At 63.4% G+C, this 18,689-nt stretch carries 17 protein-coding genes and 1 pseudogene; 8 read left to right on the plus strand and 10 right to left on the minus strand.

Annotated elements, in window-relative coordinates; genetic code table 11:
- Positions 1-108: 108 nt before the first annotated feature.
- Positions 109-1,881, plus strand: coding sequence for an aspartate--tRNA ligase (gene aspS, locus IVA78_RS34095; RefSeq protein WP_247281573.1), 1,773 nt, complete (start codon positions 109-111; stop codon positions 1,879-1,881).
- A 152-nt stretch (positions 1,882-2,033) separates the two neighbouring features.
- Here aspS and IVA78_RS34100 read toward each other — a convergent pair whose 3' ends face one another.
- On the minus strand, positions 2,034-4,004 hold the full coding sequence (locus IVA78_RS34100) for a hypothetical protein (protein WP_247281572.1): 1,971 nt from the start codon (positions 4,002-4,004) through the stop codon (positions 2,034-2,036).
- A 248-nt stretch (positions 4,005-4,252) separates the two neighbouring features.
- On the opposite strand from IVA78_RS34100, the gene IVA78_RS34105 reads away from it, so the two are divergent.
- Both IVA78_RS34105 and IVA78_RS34110 read left to right on the plus strand, forming a co-directional pair.
- Positions 4,253-6,562 carry an NADP-dependent malic enzyme gene (locus tag IVA78_RS34105; protein ID WP_247281571.1) on the plus strand — a complete coding sequence of 770 codons (2,310 nt, stop codon included), beginning with the start codon at positions 4,253-4,255 and terminating at the stop codon, positions 6,560-6,562.
- Positions 6,563-6,737: 175 nt separating this feature from the next.
- Positions 6,738-7,190 carry a DoxX family membrane protein gene (locus IVA78_RS34110; protein WP_247281570.1) on the plus strand — a complete coding sequence of 151 codons (453 nt, stop codon included), beginning with the start codon at positions 6,738-6,740 and terminating at the stop codon, positions 7,188-7,190.
- Positions 7,191-7,355: 165 nt separating this feature from the next.
- On the opposite strand, the gene IVA78_RS34115 is transcribed toward IVA78_RS34110, so the two are convergent.
- The 6 genes from IVA78_RS34115 to IVA78_RS34140 form a co-directional block, all read right to left on the minus strand.
- Positions 7,356-7,610: a hypothetical protein gene (locus IVA78_RS34115; protein ID WP_247281569.1), complete on the minus strand. Its 255-nt coding sequence runs from the start codon at positions 7,608-7,610 to the stop codon at positions 7,356-7,358.
- 79 nt (positions 7,611-7,689) lie between these two features.
- A complete protein-coding gene (locus IVA78_RS34120) occupies positions 7,690-8,169 on the minus strand; it encodes a hypothetical protein (RefSeq protein WP_247281568.1) in 480 nt (159 codons plus the stop codon).
- A gap of 417 nt (positions 8,170-8,586) precedes the next feature.
- Entirely contained in the window at positions 8,587-9,138 is a 552-nt protein-coding gene (locus IVA78_RS34125) for a dihydrofolate reductase (protein WP_247469479.1), read from the minus strand.
- Positions 9,139-9,145: 7 nt separating this feature from the next.
- Complete coding sequence (locus tag IVA78_RS34130; RefSeq protein ID WP_247281566.1) at positions 9,146-10,165, minus strand: polysaccharide deacetylase family protein; 1,020 nt, start codon at positions 10,163-10,165, stop codon at positions 9,146-9,148.
- Between the two features lie 162 nt (positions 10,166-10,327).
- A complete protein-coding gene (locus IVA78_RS34135) occupies positions 10,328-10,894 on the minus strand; it encodes a glutathione peroxidase (RefSeq protein WP_247281565.1) in 567 nt (188 codons plus the stop codon).
- Positions 10,895-11,054: 160 nt separating this feature from the next.
- On the minus strand, positions 11,055-12,656 hold the full coding sequence (locus IVA78_RS34140; RefSeq protein WP_247281564.1) for a L,D-transpeptidase: 1,602 nt from the start codon (positions 12,654-12,656) through the stop codon (positions 11,055-11,057).
- A gap of 208 nt (positions 12,657-12,864) precedes the next feature.
- Here IVA78_RS34140 and IVA78_RS34145 point away from each other — a divergent pair, with 208 nt between their 5' ends.
- The 3 genes from IVA78_RS34145 (at position 12,865) to IVA78_RS34155 (ending at position 14,479) form a co-directional block, all read left to right on the plus strand.
- Positions 12,865-13,413, plus strand: coding sequence for a CreA family protein (locus tag IVA78_RS34145; RefSeq protein WP_247281563.1), 549 nt, complete (start codon positions 12,865-12,867; stop codon positions 13,411-13,413).
- 269 nt (positions 13,414-13,682) lie between these two features.
- Positions 13,683-14,081 (plus strand): hypothetical protein, encoded by a 399-nt coding sequence (locus tag IVA78_RS34150; RefSeq protein WP_247281562.1) that lies wholly within the window; start codon positions 13,683-13,685, stop codon positions 14,079-14,081.
- 35 nt (positions 14,082-14,116) lie between these two features.
- Entirely contained in the window at positions 14,117-14,479 is a 363-nt protein-coding gene (locus IVA78_RS34155; RefSeq protein WP_247281561.1) for a hypothetical protein, read from the plus strand.
- 8 nt (positions 14,480-14,487) lie between these two features.
- Here IVA78_RS34155 and IVA78_RS34160 read toward each other — a convergent pair whose 3' ends face one another.
- Positions 14,488-14,733: a DUF6719 family protein gene (locus tag IVA78_RS34160; RefSeq protein ID WP_247281560.1), complete on the minus strand. Its 246-nt coding sequence runs from the start codon at positions 14,731-14,733 to the stop codon at positions 14,488-14,490.
- A 67-nt stretch (positions 14,734-14,800) separates the two neighbouring features.
- Positions 14,801-16,267: a PLP-dependent aminotransferase family protein gene (locus IVA78_RS34165; RefSeq protein WP_247281559.1), complete on the minus strand. Its 1,467-nt coding sequence runs from the start codon at positions 16,265-16,267 to the stop codon at positions 14,801-14,803.
- A gap of 73 nt (positions 16,268-16,340) precedes the next feature.
- Here IVA78_RS34165 and IVA78_RS34170 point away from each other — a divergent pair, with 73 nt between their 5' ends.
- Together IVA78_RS34170 and IVA78_RS34175 are read left to right on the plus strand one after the other, a co-directional pair.
- Positions 16,341-17,066 carry a pyridoxamine 5'-phosphate oxidase family protein gene (locus IVA78_RS34170; protein ID WP_247281558.1) on the plus strand — a complete coding sequence of 242 codons (726 nt, stop codon included), beginning with the start codon at positions 16,341-16,343 and terminating at the stop codon, positions 17,064-17,066.
- 54 nt (positions 17,067-17,120) lie between these two features.
- The gene (locus tag IVA78_RS34175) at positions 17,121-18,398 is read left to right on the plus strand and encodes an ArgE/DapE family deacylase (protein ID WP_247281557.1); all 1,278 of its coding nucleotides are present in this window, start codon (positions 17,121-17,123) and stop codon (positions 18,396-18,398) included.
- Between the two features lie 158 nt (positions 18,399-18,556).
- On the opposite strand, the pseudogene IVA78_RS34180 reads toward IVA78_RS34175, so the two are convergent.
- Positions 18,557-18,689 (minus strand): annotated as a pseudogene (locus tag IVA78_RS34180) (IS5/IS1182 family transposase); the annotation flags it as partial.

Consider the following 18,689-nt stretch of genomic DNA (forward strand, 5'->3'; position numbering starts at 1 on the left):
TCCCTTGGTTGCCGCTTTGGGCCTCGTCGGGTAAACCCTGCCGCAACTTCGGACCGGCCGTTACAGGCCGTTCGATTCGCTTCCTCCGAGATTGAATTTGGGACGACCATGCATCGCTACCGGTCACATACATGCGGCGCGCTCCGCGAGAGCAACATCGGCGAAACGGTTCGCCTCTCGGGCTGGGTCCATCGCGTTCGCGACCATGGCGGCGTGCTGTTCATCGATCTGCGCGACCATTACGGTCTGACCCAGTGTGTGGTCGACCCGGATTCGCCGGCATTCTCGCTGGCCGAGAAGCTGCGTTCGGAATTCGTGGTGCGGATGGACGGCAAGGCCCGCCGCCGCCCCGAAGGTACCGACAATGACGATCTGCCGACTGGCAAGATCGAAGTTTACGTCAGCGAGATCGAGGTGCTGGGTCCGGCCGGCGACCTGCCGCTGCCGGTGTTCGGCGACCAGGAATATCCTGAAGACATACGCCTGAAGTACCGCTTCCTCGATCTGCGCCGCGAGAAGCTACACCAGAACATCATGACGCGCGTGTCGATCATTGACTCCATGCGATGTCGCATGAAGGAGCAGGGTTTCTTCGAATTCAACACCCCGATCCTGACCGCGTCCTCACCGGAGGGCGCGCGCGACTTCCTGGTGCCCTCGCGCATTCATCCGGGAAAATTCTACGCGCTGCCGCAGGCGCCGCAGCAATACAAGCAGCTGCTGATGATGAGCGGCTTCGACCGTTACTTCCAGATTGCGCCCTGCTTCCGCGATGAGGACCCGCGTGCCGACCGTCTGCCCGGCGAGTTCTACCAGCTCGACGTCGAGATGAGCTTCGTCACGCAGGACGACGTGTTCGCCGCGATGGAGCCGGTCATCACCGGCGTTTTCGAGGAATTTGCCAAGGGCAAGCCGGTGACAAAGGGCTGGCGCCGGATTCCGTTCGCCGAAGCCTTGCGCAAATACGGCAGCGACAAGCCGGACCTGCGCAACCCCATCGAGATGCAGGACGTCTCCGGACATTTCCGCGGCTCCGGCTTCAAAGTCTTTGCGCGCATGCTCGAAGATCCCAAGAACCAGGTCTGGGCAATTCCGGCACCGGGCGGCGGCAGCCGTGCGTTTTGCGATCGCATGAATTCCTGGGCGCAAGGCGAAGGCCAGCCCGGCCTCGGCTACATCATGTGGCGCGAGGGCGGCGAGGGCGCCGGTCCTCTCGCGAACAACATCGGTCCCGAACGCACCGCCGCGATCCGAGCGCAGCTCGGCGTGAAGGAAGGCGATGCCGCCTTTTTCGTCGCCGGTGATCCCGACAAGTTCTGGAAGTTTTCGGGTCTTGCCCGCAACAAGGTTGGCGAGGAGCTGAACCTCACGGACAAGGAGCGGTTCGAGCTCGCCTGGATCGTCGACTTCCCGATGTACGAGTACAACGAGGACGACAAGAAGGTCGACTTCTCGCACAACCCGTTCTCGATGCCGCAGGGCGGCCTCGACGCGCTGAAGGGCCAGGACCCGCTGACCATCAAGGCGTTCCAGTACGACATCACCTGCAATGGCTACGAGATCGCCTCGGGCGGCATCCGCAACCACGTGCCGGAAGCAATGGTGAAGGCGTTCGAGATTGCCGGTTACGGCGAGCAGGAAGTGGTCGAACGGTTCGGCGGCATGTACCGCGCCTTCCAATACGGCGCCCCGCCGCATGGCGGCATGGCCGCGGGCGTCGACCGCATCGTGATGCTGCTCTGTGGCACCACGAACTTGCGCGAGATCTCGCTGTTCCCGATGAACCAGCAGGCCATGGACCTCCTGATGGGCGCGCCGTCGGAGGCCACCACCAAGCAGCTGCGCGAGTTGCATATCCGGGTGAACCTGCCGCAGAAATGAGCTGGTCTCTTGCCCGGACGCAGCGCAGCACGCAGTGGTGCGCGGCTGAGCTGGGGGCCCATCTCTCGGCAGACATAGCTTTCTGGGTCCGGCTCTGCACAGCGTCATTGCGTGCCGCAGCGCGTCCGGGACACGAGACCAACCAGCTCTCCCTACAGCCCCGTCGACGCTTCGATCTTGAACTGCGCCAGCGTGCCCTCCGGGTCGGCATTGAAGAGCTGCATCAATTGCATCAGCGGCACCTTCGTGCGCGGCGTGACCTTGATGACGAGCGTCTGGCCTGGCGTCTCGACAAAGCTCGCGATCGCGTCCACCGCCGTGCCCGCCTCCGGATTGGCGGCGGCGACATCCGCTCGGTACGCCCTGACGCTGTCGACGAATGTCCGGCGCGCCTCGTCGCGGCTGACATTTCGTCCCCGTGCATTCTGCGTCACCGCGGAATCGACGAAACCATTGTCGCGGACCGAGAACTCGAGCGCGACAGCCTCGACCTGGGCGGCCCGACCCATGAACTGAGCGGGGTCAGCCGAAAACAGCTCGCGTGGCACATTGCTAAGCGTGATGCGCAATTGCGCGCTGGCGATCCCTCCGATGTCGAGCGTCGCGGGCGTCAAATTGAAGCTGTTGGACGACTCTGTCCACGCGGCGCCGAGATCGAGATCGATCGCGAGCTTGTCGATCCCGCTGAGAACCAATGGAAGTTGTTTTGGGTCGGATGGATCGGTGGGCGTGACGAATTTCGCAATCAGGTGCGCCTTGCTCGGGATCGAGCCAATCAGCTGTCCCCACTCCAGTGTCATCGTATCGATCGTGATCAGCCTTTTGGTGTTCTTGTCGGGCGCCACCACGCCCTTGATCTCGGCGCCTTCCAGCACGCGGAACAGGCCCAGCACCTGATCGGGCGAGGGTGCCTGCCCGTGATTGCTGAAGCCTGCCGCCCAGCGCATCAGGTTTGCCGCGCTGAAGGATTTCAGCGCGAAGCGCTCCATCTTGAACTGCCCCTGCGGGGTCGGCGTATCGACGCCTTCGATCGCGAATTCGCCACCCCGATATCTGACGGCGTTGATCCTCGCGGTGCCTTGCGGCATGCTGATCGACGTCTTGCCGACCTGGATTTTGCCGATACGGAGGCCATCATAGAACCCGGCGAGCTTCTCCATCATCTCGCGCGATTGCGCGGATGTCGGGAGGACCGACCGGTCTGTCGGCATGAGCGCAACGATCTCGGCCGGCCGGAATTTTGACGGCTGCGCCGCGACGTCCTCGAAGGTGATCCCGTCGATGTCCATCCGCATGCCCTGGGTCGATTTGAGCACATAAGGGCCGGCGGAGATTTGCCGGTAGACGCGGTAGTAGCCGTCGTCGCCGGTCTTGTCTGGGTCGAGTACCGCGGCGATCGCGGTCGCATCGAATTCGTTGACGATGATGTTGGAGAGGTCGCCGGTCAGCTTGTCCTGCTTGCCCGGCTGCGGCACGTCGATGGTGAAAACAGCGCGGTCCGCCTTCATCGCATCGAACTTGCCGTGCTTGAGATTCTGGATGGCCAGGCCGGAATAGGCGACCTCGCCGCTGCCGGCGGCGCTGCCGCTCGCATCGAAGCTCATCGTCAGCGCCGGAGCCGTGACTGACGATGCTGTCACGCGTGCGTATTGACCGAGCACATAGCGGTAGATATCGCTCACGGAGCCACCCGTCGGCACATTCCCGGCGTGAAGGGGGCCGGCATAGTCACGCAGGGTGAGTTGCGGGATCTTATAGGATGCGTTCAGCTTCGCGGGGCCGACCTGGTTGAGCGCGACTTCGAAACCCGTGACGTCGATGTTGTCGGCCGAAAAGCTGCTCTGGTCGAGCAGGCGGACGCCGGTGCCCTTGATGCCGGCGATCTTGATCTGCGCCTGGGACTCGTTGCCGGGAGTCACCGCTATATCATCGACCCTCAGTGTCCGGCTCATCACGTCGAATTCGATCTTGCCGTAGCTCGCCTTGCCGCCTTGCTTGCGGATCTGCTCGAAGGCGGCCTCGACCTCGGTGGTAGCGCGATATTTTGCATAGAGGTTGAAGCCGAACGATCCGCCCGCGCCGAGCACGGCGAGTGCGATCAGGCCGATCAGGATTCCCTTCATTTCCTTGCTCCAGTTGCTGGTTTTGCACCGCGCAACCTGCCATATTCGCGAAACGCCGCGCGGTCCAGGGAAAGCTATGGTTTTCAAGCATTTGACCACGCGTCCTGTTGATGGGGTCGCAATCGGATGTTGCCACCGGGGCGGCTGCCGTGCTTCATCCCGTTTCCATGACCCGGAAATAACGTCCGCATTGGGCGGCCGCTCCCGGTGATGCATTTTGAGGCCGGTAACGCGAGGCGAGACACCGCATGTCGTCCTATTCTGATGATCTCCACCAGGCGGCGCTCGCCTATCACCGTCTGCCGCGGCCCGGAAAGCTTGAGATCCAGGCGAGCAAGCCGCTTGCCAACCAGCGCGATCTCGCGCTGGCCTATTCTCCGGGCGTCGCCGCCGCCTGCACCGAGATCGCCAAGAATCCCGCCGAGGCCGCCTCGCTCACCACCCGCGCCAATCTGGTCGCCGTTGTCTCGAACGGCACCGCCGTGCTCGGCCTCGGCAATATCGGCCCGCTGGCCTCCAAGCCGGTGATGGAGGGCAAGGCGGTCCTGTTCAAGAAATTCGCCGGCATCGACGTGTTCGACATCGAGATCGCCGCCGACACCATCGACCGCGTGGTCGAGACCGTGGCGGCGCTCGAGCCAACCTTCGGCGGCATCAATCTGGAAGACATCCGCGGGCCGGAATGCTTCGAGATCGAAGCGCGCTTGAAGGAGCGCATGAAGATCCCGGTCTTCCATGACGACCAGCACGGCACCGCCATCATCGTCGCTGCCGCCATCACCAACGGCCTCAGGTTGAACGGCAAGAAACTGTCCGACGTCAAGATCGTGGCCTCGGGAGCAGGGGCCGCGGCAATCGCGACGCTGAATCTCCTGGTGTCGATGGGAGCGCAGCGCAAGAACATCTGGGTCTGCGACATCGACGGCCTCGTGCACGAGGGCCGCAACACCTCGATGGACCGCTGGAAGGCGGTCTATGCGCAGAAGACCGACAAGCGCACGCTCGCCGACGTCATCGGCGGCGCGGACATCTTCATCGGCCTGTCCGCGCCCGGCGTGCTCAAGCCGGAGATGGCCGAGGCGATGGCCGACAAGCCGTTGATCATGGCGCTCGCCAATCCCGTGCCGGAGATCATGCCGGAGGAGGCGCGCAAGGTGCGCCCCGACGCCATGATCTGCACCGGCCGCTCCGACTATCCGAACCAGGTCAACAACGTCCTGTGCTTTCCCTTCATCTTCCGCGGCGCGCTCGACGTCGGCGCCAGCGCCATCAACGAGGAGATGAAGCACGCCGCAGTCGAGGCGATCGCGCAGCTCGCGCGCGAGGCGCCGTCGGATGCAGTCGCGCAGGGTTTTGACACCGGCGAGACGCAGGGTTTTGGCCCGGGCTCCCTGATCCCGAGCCCGTTCGATCCGCGGTTAATCTTGCGGATCGCGCCGGCGGTGGCGAAGGCGGCGATGCAATCGGGCGTCGCAACGCGGCCCATCATCAATTTCGATGAATACACCGCGTTGCTCGAGCGCTTCGCCTTCCGCTCCGGCCTCGTCATGAAGCCGATGTTCGCCAAGGCCAAGACTCAGCCGGTGCGCGTGATCTACGCCGAGGGCGAGGACGAGCGTGTGCTGCGCGCCACCCAGGTGGTGCTGGAGGAGAAGCTGGCGCGGCCGATCCTGGTCGGCCGCCCCTCGGTGGTGGAGGCACGCATCAAGCGGTTCGGCCTGTCGATCAAGGCCGGCAAGGATTTCGACCTCATCAATCCTGAGGACGATCCACGCTACCGTTCCTATGTGCAGTCCTATGTCGAGGTCGCCGGCCGCCGCGGTGTGACGCCCGACGCAGCGCGCACGGTGGTGCGCACCAATAACACGGTGATCGCGGCACTTGCGGTGGTGCGCGGGGAGGCCGACGCCATGCTCTGCGGCGTCGAGGGTCGCTATATGAGTCATCTGCGCCATGTCCGCGAGATCATCGGCTTCTCAGCCGGCGTCAGCGACTACGCCGCGCTGGCACTGCTGATCACCAGCAAGGGCGCATTTTTTATCGCGGATACGCAGGTACGCCCAAATCCGAGCGCGGAAGAGCTTGCCGAGATCGCTTCGCTCGCGGCGGTCCACGTACAGCGTTTCAACATCAAGCCGAAGATCGCCTTCGTCTCGCATTCGGATTTCGGCAGTTACGATACCGACTCCTCGCGCAAGATGCGCCGGGCGACCCAGCTTCTGAAGGAGAAGCATCCCGAGATCGAGGCCGACGGCGAGATGCAGGGCGACACCGCGCTTTCAGCTGCTGCGCGGAAAATGGTGCTGCCGCACTCCAAGCTCGAGGGCGAGGCCAACATCCTGATCATGCCAAGCCTGGATACCGCCAACGTCGCCTACCAGATGATCAAGTCGCTGGCGGACGCGCTCCCGGTCGGCCCGATCCTGATCGGCCCGGCACGGCCGGCGCATATCCTCACGCCCTCGGTGACCGCACGTGGCATCCTTAACATGACGGCGGTCGCGGTGGTCGAAGCGCAGGAGCGCGCCGCGAGGCAGCAGCCGACGTTGTTTACGTAAGGGTCGATCTGCGCGAAAGATGCACATCTTTCTCCGACAAGGGGAGAAGGGGCACCGGTCGCGCGGCTTATTTTGAATTCCTCGCAGCTCTCCATTTCCCTGTTTGAAAACCGCAAGCGGACTCTGCATAATCCTCGCGCATCCCGTGCTTAGCGCTCTTGCCAAGAGGCCGATCATGCCAGCGTTCGTGACTTTCGGGCGGATCCTGTTCGCCGTACTGTTCATCTACACGGGCGCGTCCAAGCTGTTCGCCATTCAGGCGACGGCGGACTTCATCGCCACCAAGATCATGGTGCCCGATATGATTGCGCCTTACGCCAAGCAGGTCGAGACCGCTACCGCCATGACGACGCCGCAATTGCTGGCGATCGCGGTCGGAGGACTTGAGGTCATCGCCGGGCTGATGATTGCGTTGAATTTCGGCGCGCGATTCTTCGCGATGCTGCTGATCATCTACATTGCGGTCGCGACCGTGCTGTTCGATGACTTCTGGAACCAGGCGCCGCCCGACAACGCCAAGGTGGTGATCGACGCGCTGAAGAACCTGTCGATCATCGGCGCACTGTGCATGATCATCGGCTACGGCCGAACCACACGTCCGGCCGAAGCGGCCTACGGGGACGTGTAGGCAGGGTATGACCGCCGCTCCGCGCGGTGCTGTAGGGTGGATTACGCTGACGCCAACCCGCACCTAAAAGCGTGATGAGATTGGGATGAGTCATCGCCGCGCTTAGGTTGTCGTTTAAGCATTATTTTTTTCGGAAAACCGCTTCGCACTTTTCCGGATCATGCTCTAACGCGCCCCAAGGATGCGCTGCCAGAACGTGCCACCCAGCACCTTCCAGCCAAGATAGAAGTACAGGGTGATCAGGGCAAACAGCACAAGAGCAGATGCGCCGTGCAGGCTGAAACCGTCCTTCGTCGTCTCGCCGGTGGCGGCGCCGATGGAATAGCCGCCGACGAAGAACACCGTCAGGAAGTCGAGAAAGCCGGCGAGGCCACGGCGCCAAAAGGGTTTGGGTGTCGATGGAGTATCGCTTGTCGACATGGAAGCAGCCTCCTCTTGGCAGCCGCGCCGGCTCGCTGGCTCAGGATTCCCCGTCTCGGCTTCTTGTCGGGGTTTCTTGTCAGGGTTTCTTGGCATCGACGTCGATGCCGATGATCTTCCAGGCATTGTCGTTCTGGGCAAAACGCAGCCTGTACTTGACCCGGACCTCGTCGTTCTTGAACTCGCCGGCGAGAACGAGCGCACCTTCCGAATCGAGCTTGGGTTTCTGCTGTGCTTCGTAATCGTCGGTGACGATCCCTTCGAAGAACAGCTTCTTGCTGCGGAAGGATTCGAACGCGGCCGCCAGCTTCTCGGGCGTCATTTGTTCCTGGAACTGCCTCGAGCCCTTGGCAAGCAGGACCGAGTAGTTCCCGGTGATGTTGGCGTCGTTGAAGGTCATCAGCGTCGTGCGGACCAGCACGTCCTGCTCGTCGTCGGTCGGCAGGTCGATCGCGTAGGCCGATGACGGCGACATCACTGACAGAAAGGTCAGCGAGACCAGGACCGCGATAGCGCCGAGAAACTTGCGGCAGGAGAGGGAGGCAAAAATCGAACTCATGGTCTCTTTGTCCTTAATGAGGGGCCGGGCGTATGCCAGAAAGCGGAATGAAGTCGCCACATGCGATCTGCATAACAGAGAAGCTCTAATTTTTCGCTCGTGTGGGAAGGAGTTTTGGCCTCGCCGGTTCACGCCGCATTAAACAGGCTCGGGATGAGGAACGTCGTAACTCCGCCGCACCGTCGCCCTTCGGCACTGCTCTCTCTGACTCCAACTGGCGCACGAGAATCTGCCGCGCAGGCCGATTTCGGGATTGTTGAAACTCTCGGCACATTGAGCCATCGCCGGACCTGCCGGGGACGCGGGAGCGTGCGCGACGACGGGGCACGGGCCGCGGCGATTGACGTTGCCTGAGGACGGGCGGCTGGCTTCGGCGGCTCACAGCGGACTGGCGGCGATGCGCACCTTGATCTTGCGCTATCCCCGCCGCCACGGCGTGACGGCGACATCATGTGCCGCGTCGAGCAGATACGGCGCGCTGGGCTTCATTCCGTGCGAGGCGAGCACCTCGTGCGGCGTCCGCTGGGGCACGCCGCCAAAACAGCCTTCGCCGCCGGGCAGTCGCACATGCGGCGCCTCGGACAGCCAGAACGTGTCGTAGCGGTCCATGAACATGTCGAACACCATCGGGCCGCCGATGATCGCGACCGTGCCGGATGCGACGTTGGCGAAGGCGCAAGCTTCCGCGAAGCTGGCGTGACCCGGATTCCACAATGTCGCGTTCGGCATTTCAGGGTCGACGGTCAGCGCCCTGGTCTTGCGGGTCAGGATCAGTCGCTTGCGCTTCGGCGAGTTCGGCTGCTGCTCGTGCGAGTTGCGGCCGTGCACGATCAGCGCGGCGCGATCGAGCGCCTGCTCGAAGAACAGCTTGTCGCCTTCGAACTTCAGACTGTCCGGCATCACATGCGCGGCGTCAGCGAGCATGCCGTCCGCCGAGACGATGACGTAGCCTTCGATGCGAAAAGACAATGGCCGTCTATTCGGAAACGGTCGTCACCACGGAATTGACCGGGCGCTGGCTCACCGTCGGCAGCTTGACGTCCTTGAGCAGCTCCTGGTCGTATTCGGGCAGCGTCGATGCCGGGAATTTGGCGCGCATCGCTACCACCTTGTAGCCGCCCGCCTTCAGGCGCTTGAGCAGCTCGGGCAGGGCCTCCGCCGTGTGCTTCTGGAAGTCGTGCATCAGGATGATGCCCTTGCCCTTGGTGTCGAGCTTCTTCATCACGGTCTCGACCACCTTCTCAGGCTTGGAGGCTTTGAAGTCGAACGAATCGATGTCGCAGGAGAAAATTCCGATGTTGCGGTTGCCGAGATAGGTGACCATCTCCGGCGGATGCTGGAGCGCCGGGAAGCGGAAGAAAGGCGAAGGCGAGATGCCGCCGAGCGCCCATTTCACCGCGGATAGGCCCTTCTCGATCTCTTCCTTGCGCTGCGCTTCGTTGAGCTTCTTGTTGTTGAGGTTGGCATGCGACCAGGTGTGGCTGCCCACGGTATGGCCGGCCGCATAGACCTGCTTCAGGATCTCCGGCTCGTAGGTCGCGTGCTTGCCGATGGAGAAGAAGATGCCGGTGGTGCACTCGTCGGCGAGTGCCTTCAGCACGGCGGGCGTGTTCTTGGGCCAGGGGCCGTCGTCGAAGGTCAGCACCACCTCGTGGTCGCGCAGGAAGTCGAGCTCCTTGAAATGCTCGAAGCCGAAGCCGGGGCCGCCGGTGGTGTCGATCTCGACGGTGCGGGCGACACCGAGCGCGCCCGGCGTGCTGCAGGCTGCACGCGCCGGCTGCGGCGCCTGTTTCGGTGGCGGCGGGTTAACGAAGCCCGCTGGCGCGGCAGCTACTGCGGGAGCGGGTGCCGGCGCAGCCGCCGGCGCGGAAGCTGCCGGTATCGCCGGTGCTCCTTGGGTGGTGGCCGCGGGTTTTGCGGCGGTCTGCGACCATGCCGCGCCGGTCATGCCCAGAGACATCGCGCTTGCCAAAATCAGTCCTGCCGCCACACGCATGGTGTTGTCCTCGAGATTGATCCCGTTGTTCCGCCGCGGCTTTTTCTGCGGCAAACCGTCCTGCCCCAAACCATCCTAGCCTAGAGGGTGGGCCCTCGCCATTGCAACGGCTGTTTGATGCCCCGCCACAATTGTGCCCAACCGGATGGGGCGCAACTCGCGTCAACTGTCGGCCAGCGCCTTGGCAATGGCCGTTTTGACCCGCGTATCGGTCGGCGCGACGGCGGACGCAAAGACCTCGGCGATATAGCCGTCACGGCCGATCAGATATTTGTGGAAGTTCCACTTCGGAACCTCTCGCGGCCGTGCGTCGGCGGCCCATTTGTAGAAGGGGTGCGCTTTCGATCCGATCACAACGGACTTGGCTGTGATCGGGAAGGAAACGCCGTATTGGTGGTGCGCCGTCTCGGAGATTTCGCTGGCGCCGCCGGGCTCCTGGCCACCGAAATCGTTGGAAGGCACGCCGATCACGGTGAGCCCGCGCTCGCGAAACTCGTCCCAGAGCTCCTGGAGGCCTGCATATTGCGGGGTGTAGCCGCAGAGCGAAGCGGTGTTCACCACCAGCAGCGGCTTGCCGGTGTACGCGGCAAGGCGGATGTCCTCGCCGGACAACGCGGGGAAGGAGAAGGCATAGGCCGAGATCCGGCTCATGCCGCCGTCGGCAAACGCGCGCTTCATTGGCACGAGTGCGCCTGCAAGCGCGGCGAGCATGGTCCTGCGGTTCATCATGACGCCGTCCCCGAAATGATCCGGGGTGCATGTTACTTCGCCGCTGCAACCTCACTCGTCAACACCGCGTTATCGGTCGCGGCGAGGCGCTAGACGTTTGGCGCGTTTGCTTTGCGCGAAGCGGTATCCACTTCGCTCAAAACGCTCTCTAGTGAAGGCGCTAGTAAAGGCGGACGATGAAGTCCGTGCCTTCGCCGGTCTCCCCCTGGTTGATGCCCTGGTCGGACACGATGATCGAGCCACCTGATGTCAGCATCTCGTTGATCTTCGCCATGGTGTCGGCCGGAATTGAGATGCGGTCGAGGGCTTCAGTCGGGCTGTCCGGTGTGACGACCGGCTTTGCGGCAACGGGAACCACGGCAGCGCCACGCTGGCGGCGTGACACGCGTCCGTCGTCATCGCGCGCAGCGGCGCGGACCGAGATCGGCAGCGACACCACCGACCAACGCAGCGCGTTGGAATCGGTCTTATCGACTTCGGCTGTGAAGACGTGTGTACCGAGGGGCCGGTCGCTCGGGGCGATCGCGACGGGCACCTCGAACAACGGCGCAAAGTTCTGTCGCACGTAGAGCTTGGAATCCTTGCGGCTGATGAAGACGGCGATCTGGCCGGCCCGCCGCGGCGCGTCCGGCTTCGCCGCAGGTGCCGGATCGGCAACGCGGGTCTCGTCCTTCTCCACGTCGGCCGAGGTGGCGAGTGCCGGAGCATCAGGCTTCTTCCGGGAATCGGCAGCTTCGGTCTTGGCAGCGCTCTTGTCGTCGGTCACTGTCGAAGCCTTGGGCGCTTCCGCGGCCTCAATCGGCTTCGCGTCCATGTTCGCGGGCTTGGCGGTTTTTTCGGACTGCGGCTTGGCCGCGTCAGATGCCTCGGCGATCTCGGTCGTGATCTTGTCGGCGAGCGCAGCCGCTTCCTCGCGGGCGGGCGCATTGCCGGTGGTCACATCCGACATCACGGTGTGGCCGACGGAGGCGCGCAGCTCGAGCACGCTGTCTGCGCTCGCGGTCTTCGTCTCGGCCGGCCTGGCTTCGTTGACTTTGGTTTGCGCCCCGCCCTTATCGGCATTGTCGCTGGTGTTGATCTGCGGCGCGAGGCTGGCGGCGGGCTGCGGCGCTACGCGCACCGAGGCGAGCAGCGGATGCGAAAAGCTTTGCGGCGACATCTGGCCGGGCGCGACGATCACGCGCGCGCCCATCCTGGTCCAGTTCCACATCTTCACCGCGAACGCCATCGGCATGCGGATGCAGCCATGCGAGGCCGGATAGCCCGGCAGCACGCCGGCATGCATGGCGACGCCAGACCAGGTGATCCGCTGCATGTACGGCATCGGGGCGCCGCTGTAGATGTTGGAATGGTGGAATTTGTGCTTCTGGATGACGCTGAACACACCCATCGGCGTCGAATGGCCCTTCATGCCTGTCGACACCGGGGATTCCGCGAACACGCCCTTGCTGTCGTAGACCGTCACCTTCTGCCGGTCGATCGAGACGACGATGACGAGCGGTCCTTGTGGCTTGGTGCCGGCTTCTTTCTCGGCGACGATCTCCTTCTTGCCCGCCGTGCCGCGCTTCGGCGGCTTCTGGCGCGGTATTTCGGGAGGCCGATCCTGCCGGGCGTAATAGGACCCGTCGGAATAATCCGTCCAATAATAAAACGCTGCGTCAGCCTGGCTTGCCGTCCCGATCGCACCCGCCGCCGTCAAAATGGCGATTTGCCAAATTCGCGTTGGCTTGGCAGCAAAACCGGACCCGTTCACGCTGTTCATCCTCGAATCCATAATCCAAATCAGACGTTAGTCTCGCAAAGGGGATACGCGTTCACCCTCAAGGTGGTTCTGCCGTCAGTTACTTTTGTTCAACGCGTAGCAAAAAAGCCTCACAGAGCGGTAAACGGCGGCCGTGCCGACTGGCCGCTCGTCTTCCTGACCGGCCGCCTGATGCCTACATTGCGGGGACTTGTTACCGGAGAACTTCATGTCATCTCGTTTCCACGGTCTTTTCGGCATCCGTTTGAAGGGCCTCGCTTTATTCCTCCTGGCTCTGACGATTTGGGCGGCGCCCGCCCTTGCTGCCGACGAGCCCGATCTGATCTTCCGCCGCTCGACTGTATTCAAATGGATGAGCCCGAACGACAAGCTCGCGACTTACGGCCTCGACGACCCCGAGGTCGAGGGCGTCGCCTGTCACTTCACGGTGCCGGAGAAGGGCGGCTTCAAGGGCTGGCTCGGCCTTGCCGAGGAGGTCTCGGACATCTCGCTGGCCTGTCGCCAGGTCGGCCCGATCAAGTTCAAGAACAAGATGGAGCAAGGTGACGACATGTTCCGCCAGCGCCGCTCACTGTTCTTCAAGAAGATGCAGATCGTGCGCGGCTGTGACGCCAAGCGCAACGTGCTGGTCTACATGGTCTATTCGGACAAGCTGATCGAGGGCTCACCAAAGAACTCGACGTCGACCGTGCCGATCATGCCGTGGGGACCAGCGGACGCAAGCGTCCAGAAGTGCGGTGAGTTCTTCACTCACTGACGACTGCGAGGTCCTGCAAGATGCGAGCCAGTCAGCGGCGCGAATGTCTGCGGCGCGGCTTCAAGGTCGCGCTTGGCTTGCAGCGCCATTTCGCCAGCTGACGTCGCGCTGTTGCGAACGGGTCGTTGTCTCCGCGGCCCATCCGCTGGTCCGTCTCGCGCGTCGAGCGCGATCTGCCGCCATCATGATGGCGTCCCTCACGTGAACGCGCCCGGTGATCCCGGAGTCGCGATTTCGATGGAGGTCGCAGCTGAAGCGTCCCCGACCGCGTGGAGGCGCGTTCCGAGCTCGAGCGGGAATTTGTCAGGCTACTTTGGGCCGTGGCGCGCCCCCCTGAAAAGATTGGCATTTTCCGGCGAATGTTTCGTCGTGCCGGACACGACGAAACAATTCTCACGAAAGATGAAACCATTTTCCGCTTTTGGCGCATCACGCACGAAACCACCCATGGTTATCAGCTTCACAACGACGGCACCGCCGGCCACCGATTCGGAGACAAGACCATGCGCGCGCTCAGCTTCATCCTTGCCTTCGGCTTCGTGCTTGCCGGTTCCTCGTTCGCGGGCTCGCCCGATGGCAGTCTTCCCGGTGTCGGCACCTTCCAGTACACCGGTTCGCCACTGACGATCACGGCACCGCAGCCGATCGTGGTCGCCACGCGCTTCTGATCGCCAACAAGAAAAATTGCCGGCAAAAGGCCATCATGATTGCTCGTTTCTGCGCCGCAGCGTTCATGTCCGTTCTGACGCTCAGCGCCGCTGCGGCGCAGGTGCGTGCTCCCTCCAGGCTGCCGGATTCCCGTGCCGAATTCGTGCGTCAGTGTGCGCCGCGCATGCTCGGGCGCTGGGAGCACCCGGAGGAGGTCTGCGGTTGCCTGCACGACCATGCCGCTGCCGTCGTCGAGGACCGCGACTTGCGTGAGGCGCTGCTGCGCGGCATCAGCGAGACCGGCGTGCCGACGATCGAGACCGACTGGGTGCCGACGTCCAAGCAAGGCGAAATCGGCCCGACCTTCACCAAAATCGCCAAGCCGACCTTGCAGTGCATGTTCGATCCGGCGAAGTGACGTTCAGATTATTTGGTTTTCGGACCGTATCGTGGCACGCAGGTGCTGGTCCGTGAAACGCCTTTGTCGGTCATCCGCGCGCCGCGCACTTCCTTGACCTGTCCGGCGGGGCAAGTTCCGTCATCCACTTGCACGCGCTGGCCGAGCTTGAGATCCACGATGTCCTGTTCGCGGCCGACCATTGTTGCGCGCGCCGTGGAGGCGAGCGCGAGGGACATCAGGAGCGAAAGGCAGGTCGCGCGGTGTAGCAGCATGATTTGAAGTCCGGCGTCGATGCCGCAATCTAGGGAGCCGGAGGCGATTCTGATAGGTGAAGCTTCGTTACGCCTGCCGGGCTGAGCTCCTCGCGCACAAGATAGCGCGCGACTCGCGCGCCAGCCGTTCGGCAGAGGCCATCAGTTGCGGAACCGTATGCCCTGAAAATCCAAGCACGAAACCGGGCAGGGGACGCGCGAGTGAATAGGTGTCGGCCAGGAGCCAACCTTCCGCGCCGGCCGCCCGCTTGGCCTCGGCCGCGCGCGACGGATCGACCGGGGGATTGAACCGTGCGACAAGATGCAACCCTTGCGACGGCACCGGCACGGATAGCGCCCCGTCCGATTTCGCTTCCAATGTCTCCGCCAGCGCATCACGCGCCTCGCGATAGAGCTTGCGCACCCGCTTCAGGTTCGCGGCGAAGGCGCCGGAATTGAGCATGTCGGCCACCGCGCCTTCCATCAGCGTGCCGGGAAAGCGGTCGAGCGCAGCCCGTGCAGCCGTCACGTCCGCGATCAGGCGCTCGGGCAGCGCGCAATAGCCGATGCGCAGGCCCGGAAACAAGGTCTTGGCGAAGGTGCCCAGGTAGATCACGCGCTGGAGGTGATCGATGCCGGCGAGCGACATCAGCGGCGCGCCGTCATAGCGGAACTCGCTGTCGTAATCGTCCTCCAACACGAAGGCACCGGCCTGCTTTGCCCAGTCCAGCAGTTCGAGCCGCCGTGGCATCGACATCTGGACGCCCAGCGGAAACTGGTGCGACGGCGTGACATAGGCCGCGCGCGCAGACGGTGCCGCCGAACGACCTTTGGCCACGTGCAGCCCGTACGCGTCGACCGGAATGGGTACGGTGCGATATCCGCAATGTCCGATCGTCTGGCGCGCGATCGGATAGCCGGGGTCCTCGCACCAGACCTGGTCGCCCGGCTTGAGGATCGCGCTCAGCACGATGCGCAGCGCATGCAGCGTGCCGGACGTGAGCATGATCTGATCGGGGTCGCAGCGCAGCCCTCGCGCCGAGAGCAGGTGATCGGCGATTGCCGCACGCAGCTCGCGACTGCCGCGGGGATCGCCATAATGCAGATGCTCGGATCCGAATGCGCGCATGCGACGGCCCACGAAGGCGCGGAAGCGCTGCACGGCGCGCTCGTCGATATGGGTGCAGCCGAGCGCGAACGCGCCATGCTGCGGCGCTTCGACAACCGCCTTGGGTTTGTTCGCCTCGGCTGCTCGTGCAGGGATGCGCGCGGCGACGAAGGTGCCGGAGCCGACGGCTGCCTCGGCAAAACCGTCGGCGATCAGCCGCTCATAGGCAGTGACGACGGCGTTGCGGCGGAAGCCGGTCTGCTGCGCCAGTGTCCGTGAGGGCGGCAATGGCTCGCCGGGCCTGACGAGACCGGAGACGATCATCTCGCACAGCGCCTGGTAGAGCCGGTGCGCCGCGGAGGCGCCGGCCGTGACGTGCGGACCGGTGAGGTCGAGCGGCAACTCGGCCTTGGCCGGCGAGGGAGAATTGGTCGGAATTTTTCGCATGGAATTGGCACTATCGCAGACCAAATCCACGGCTACAACTCTTCCGAATTGTTCCAATCTCGGAGGTGCGGCCGTGAGCCGGGTTGAAAACTCAGACTCCTATCCGACGTCAGCGCGCAACCAGGTGAAGCGCCGTCACGACCGCGGCTTCTACGATCACGCGACCGTTCACCGCATCCTGGACTCCTCGATGCTATGCCACGTGTCCTATGTGATCGACGGTCAGCCCTATTGCACGCCGACCTTCTTCTGGCGCGAAGGAACGAAGCTGTACTGGCATGGGAGCAGCGCCAGCCGCATGCTGCGCAACCAGACCAGGGGCGAGCGCGTCTGCCTGACGGTCGCTCATCTCGACAGTCTCGTGCTGGCGCGCTGCGGCTTCAATCACTCCGCCGATTACCGGGCGGTGATGGCGTTCGGCACCGCCTACCTCGTCACCGACCACGAGGAGAAAGAGCGCGCGGTGATCGCGATGGTCGACCGCTTCTTCCCGGGCCGCACCGCGGGCCTGCGTCAGAGCACCGCGCAGGAGACCAAGGCGACCTCCTTCATCGCGATGGAGATCGAGGAGGCCTCGGCCAAGATCCGTGCCAAGGGCGTGGCCGATGACGATGAGGACTACGAACTCCCGATCTATGCCGAGCGCATCCCGGTGCGCACGGTGCTCGGCGCGCCCGAGCCGTGTCCGCGTCTGCTCGATGGCGTCACCCGGCCTGCGACATTGAATGGCTACTTCGAAGGCCGGCTGCTCGAAGATGCATTGCGGGATGCTTATTTTGTAGAGTACCCGAACGGCTGAAATCGGCTAGCTTGCGCTCCATCGATGATCTGAACGCCCGATTGGAGTTGCCTGATGAATGCCGAGACGCAGCAGAGGATTCTTGACGCCGTCGACGCCGGCTTCGAAGCCCAGCTTGCGACCACCCGCGATTTCGTCGCGATCCCCTCGACCCGCGGGGCGGAGGGACCGTGCCAGGACATGATCGGCGACCTCCTGCGCGAACGCGGCTATGAGATCGACGACTGGCACATCAATATCGACGACCTCAAGGATCTGCGCGGTTTTGGCCCGATCGAGCATGATTTTTCGAAAGCGCGTTCGGTGGTTGGCACCTACCGTCCGCAAACGAACGTTGGAAAATCGCTGATCCTCCAGGGGCATTGCGACGTGGTGCCGGCAGGTCCGCTGGAATTGTGGGATACGCCGCCGTTCTCGCCCGTCATCAAGGACGGCAAGATGTTTGGCCGGGGTGCCTGCGACATGAAGTCGGGCACGATCGGTGCGCTCTACGCGCTGGATGCGATCAAAGCCGCGGGCTTGAAGCCTACGGCCCGGATCCACTTCCAGTCCGTGATCGAGGAGGAGAGCACGGGCGTCGGCGCGCTCTCGACGCTTCAGCGCGGCTACCGCGCCGATGCCTGTTTCATTCCGGAGCCGACCGGCGGCAAGATGGTGCGCTCTCAGGTTGGCGTGATCTGGTTTCGCCTGCGCGTGAAGGGCCATCCGACCCACGTTGCCTTCGCCGGTTCCGGCGCGAACGCAATCATGGCGGCCTATCATTTGATCCAGGCCCTGCAAAAACTCGAGATCGAATGGAACGAGCGCGCCAAAGCCGATCGTCACTTCAGGACGCTCAACCATCCCATCAATTTCAATCCCGGCATCATCAAGGGCGGCGATTGGGCCTCCAGCGTGCCGGCCTGGTGCGACGTCGACTGCCGGATTGCCGTGTTGCCGGGCTGGTCGATCGCCGAGCACCAGAAGGAGATTTTGGCATGCGTCGCGGCCGCTGCGCGCAACCACCGCTTCCTCGCCAACAACCCGCCGGAGATCGAATGGTCGGGCTTCCTGTCGGAGGGGTATGAACTGACTGACGCCGCCGCACCCGAGGCCGCGTTCGGCAAGGCCTTCAATAAGGTCTACGGTGGCGCAGTCGAGGACCTCGTCTTCACCGCACTCACCGATACCCGCTTCTACGGCCTCAATCATGGCATCCCGAGCCTGTGCTTCGGCGCGAGCGGCGGCGAAATGCACGGCTTCAACGAGTTTGTCGAGCTGGAGTCGCTGAAGAAGACCACCAAGGCAATGGCGCTGTTCATCGCGGAGTGGTGCGGAGTGGAGAAGGCGTAAGCAACCGCGCTTGCCCTCTCTGCCGTCAGCGAGGAGCGAAGCGACGAAGCAATCCAGACTGCCGCCGCGAGAGATTCTGGATTCGCTTCACGGCGCTCGCAGTCCTGGAATGTGACGGCGGCTCCTCAGAGCCTGACTCAAAAAGCGCGTGGACGCTATCAAGGTCTGGCTAGACGGCGAATTAGGAGCCTTAGATGGGCGGCGAGCAGCCAAGCGAGCTCGGTAGCGGCAGAGCGTTCGAAGTCTTTGGAGAGGCGCCGGCATCTTCCGAACCATGCAAAGGTGCGCTCG

The sequence above is a fragment of the Bradyrhizobium sp. 137 genome, from assembly GCF_023074095.1.
Lineage (GTDB): Bacteria > Pseudomonadota > Alphaproteobacteria > Rhizobiales > Xanthobacteraceae > Bradyrhizobium.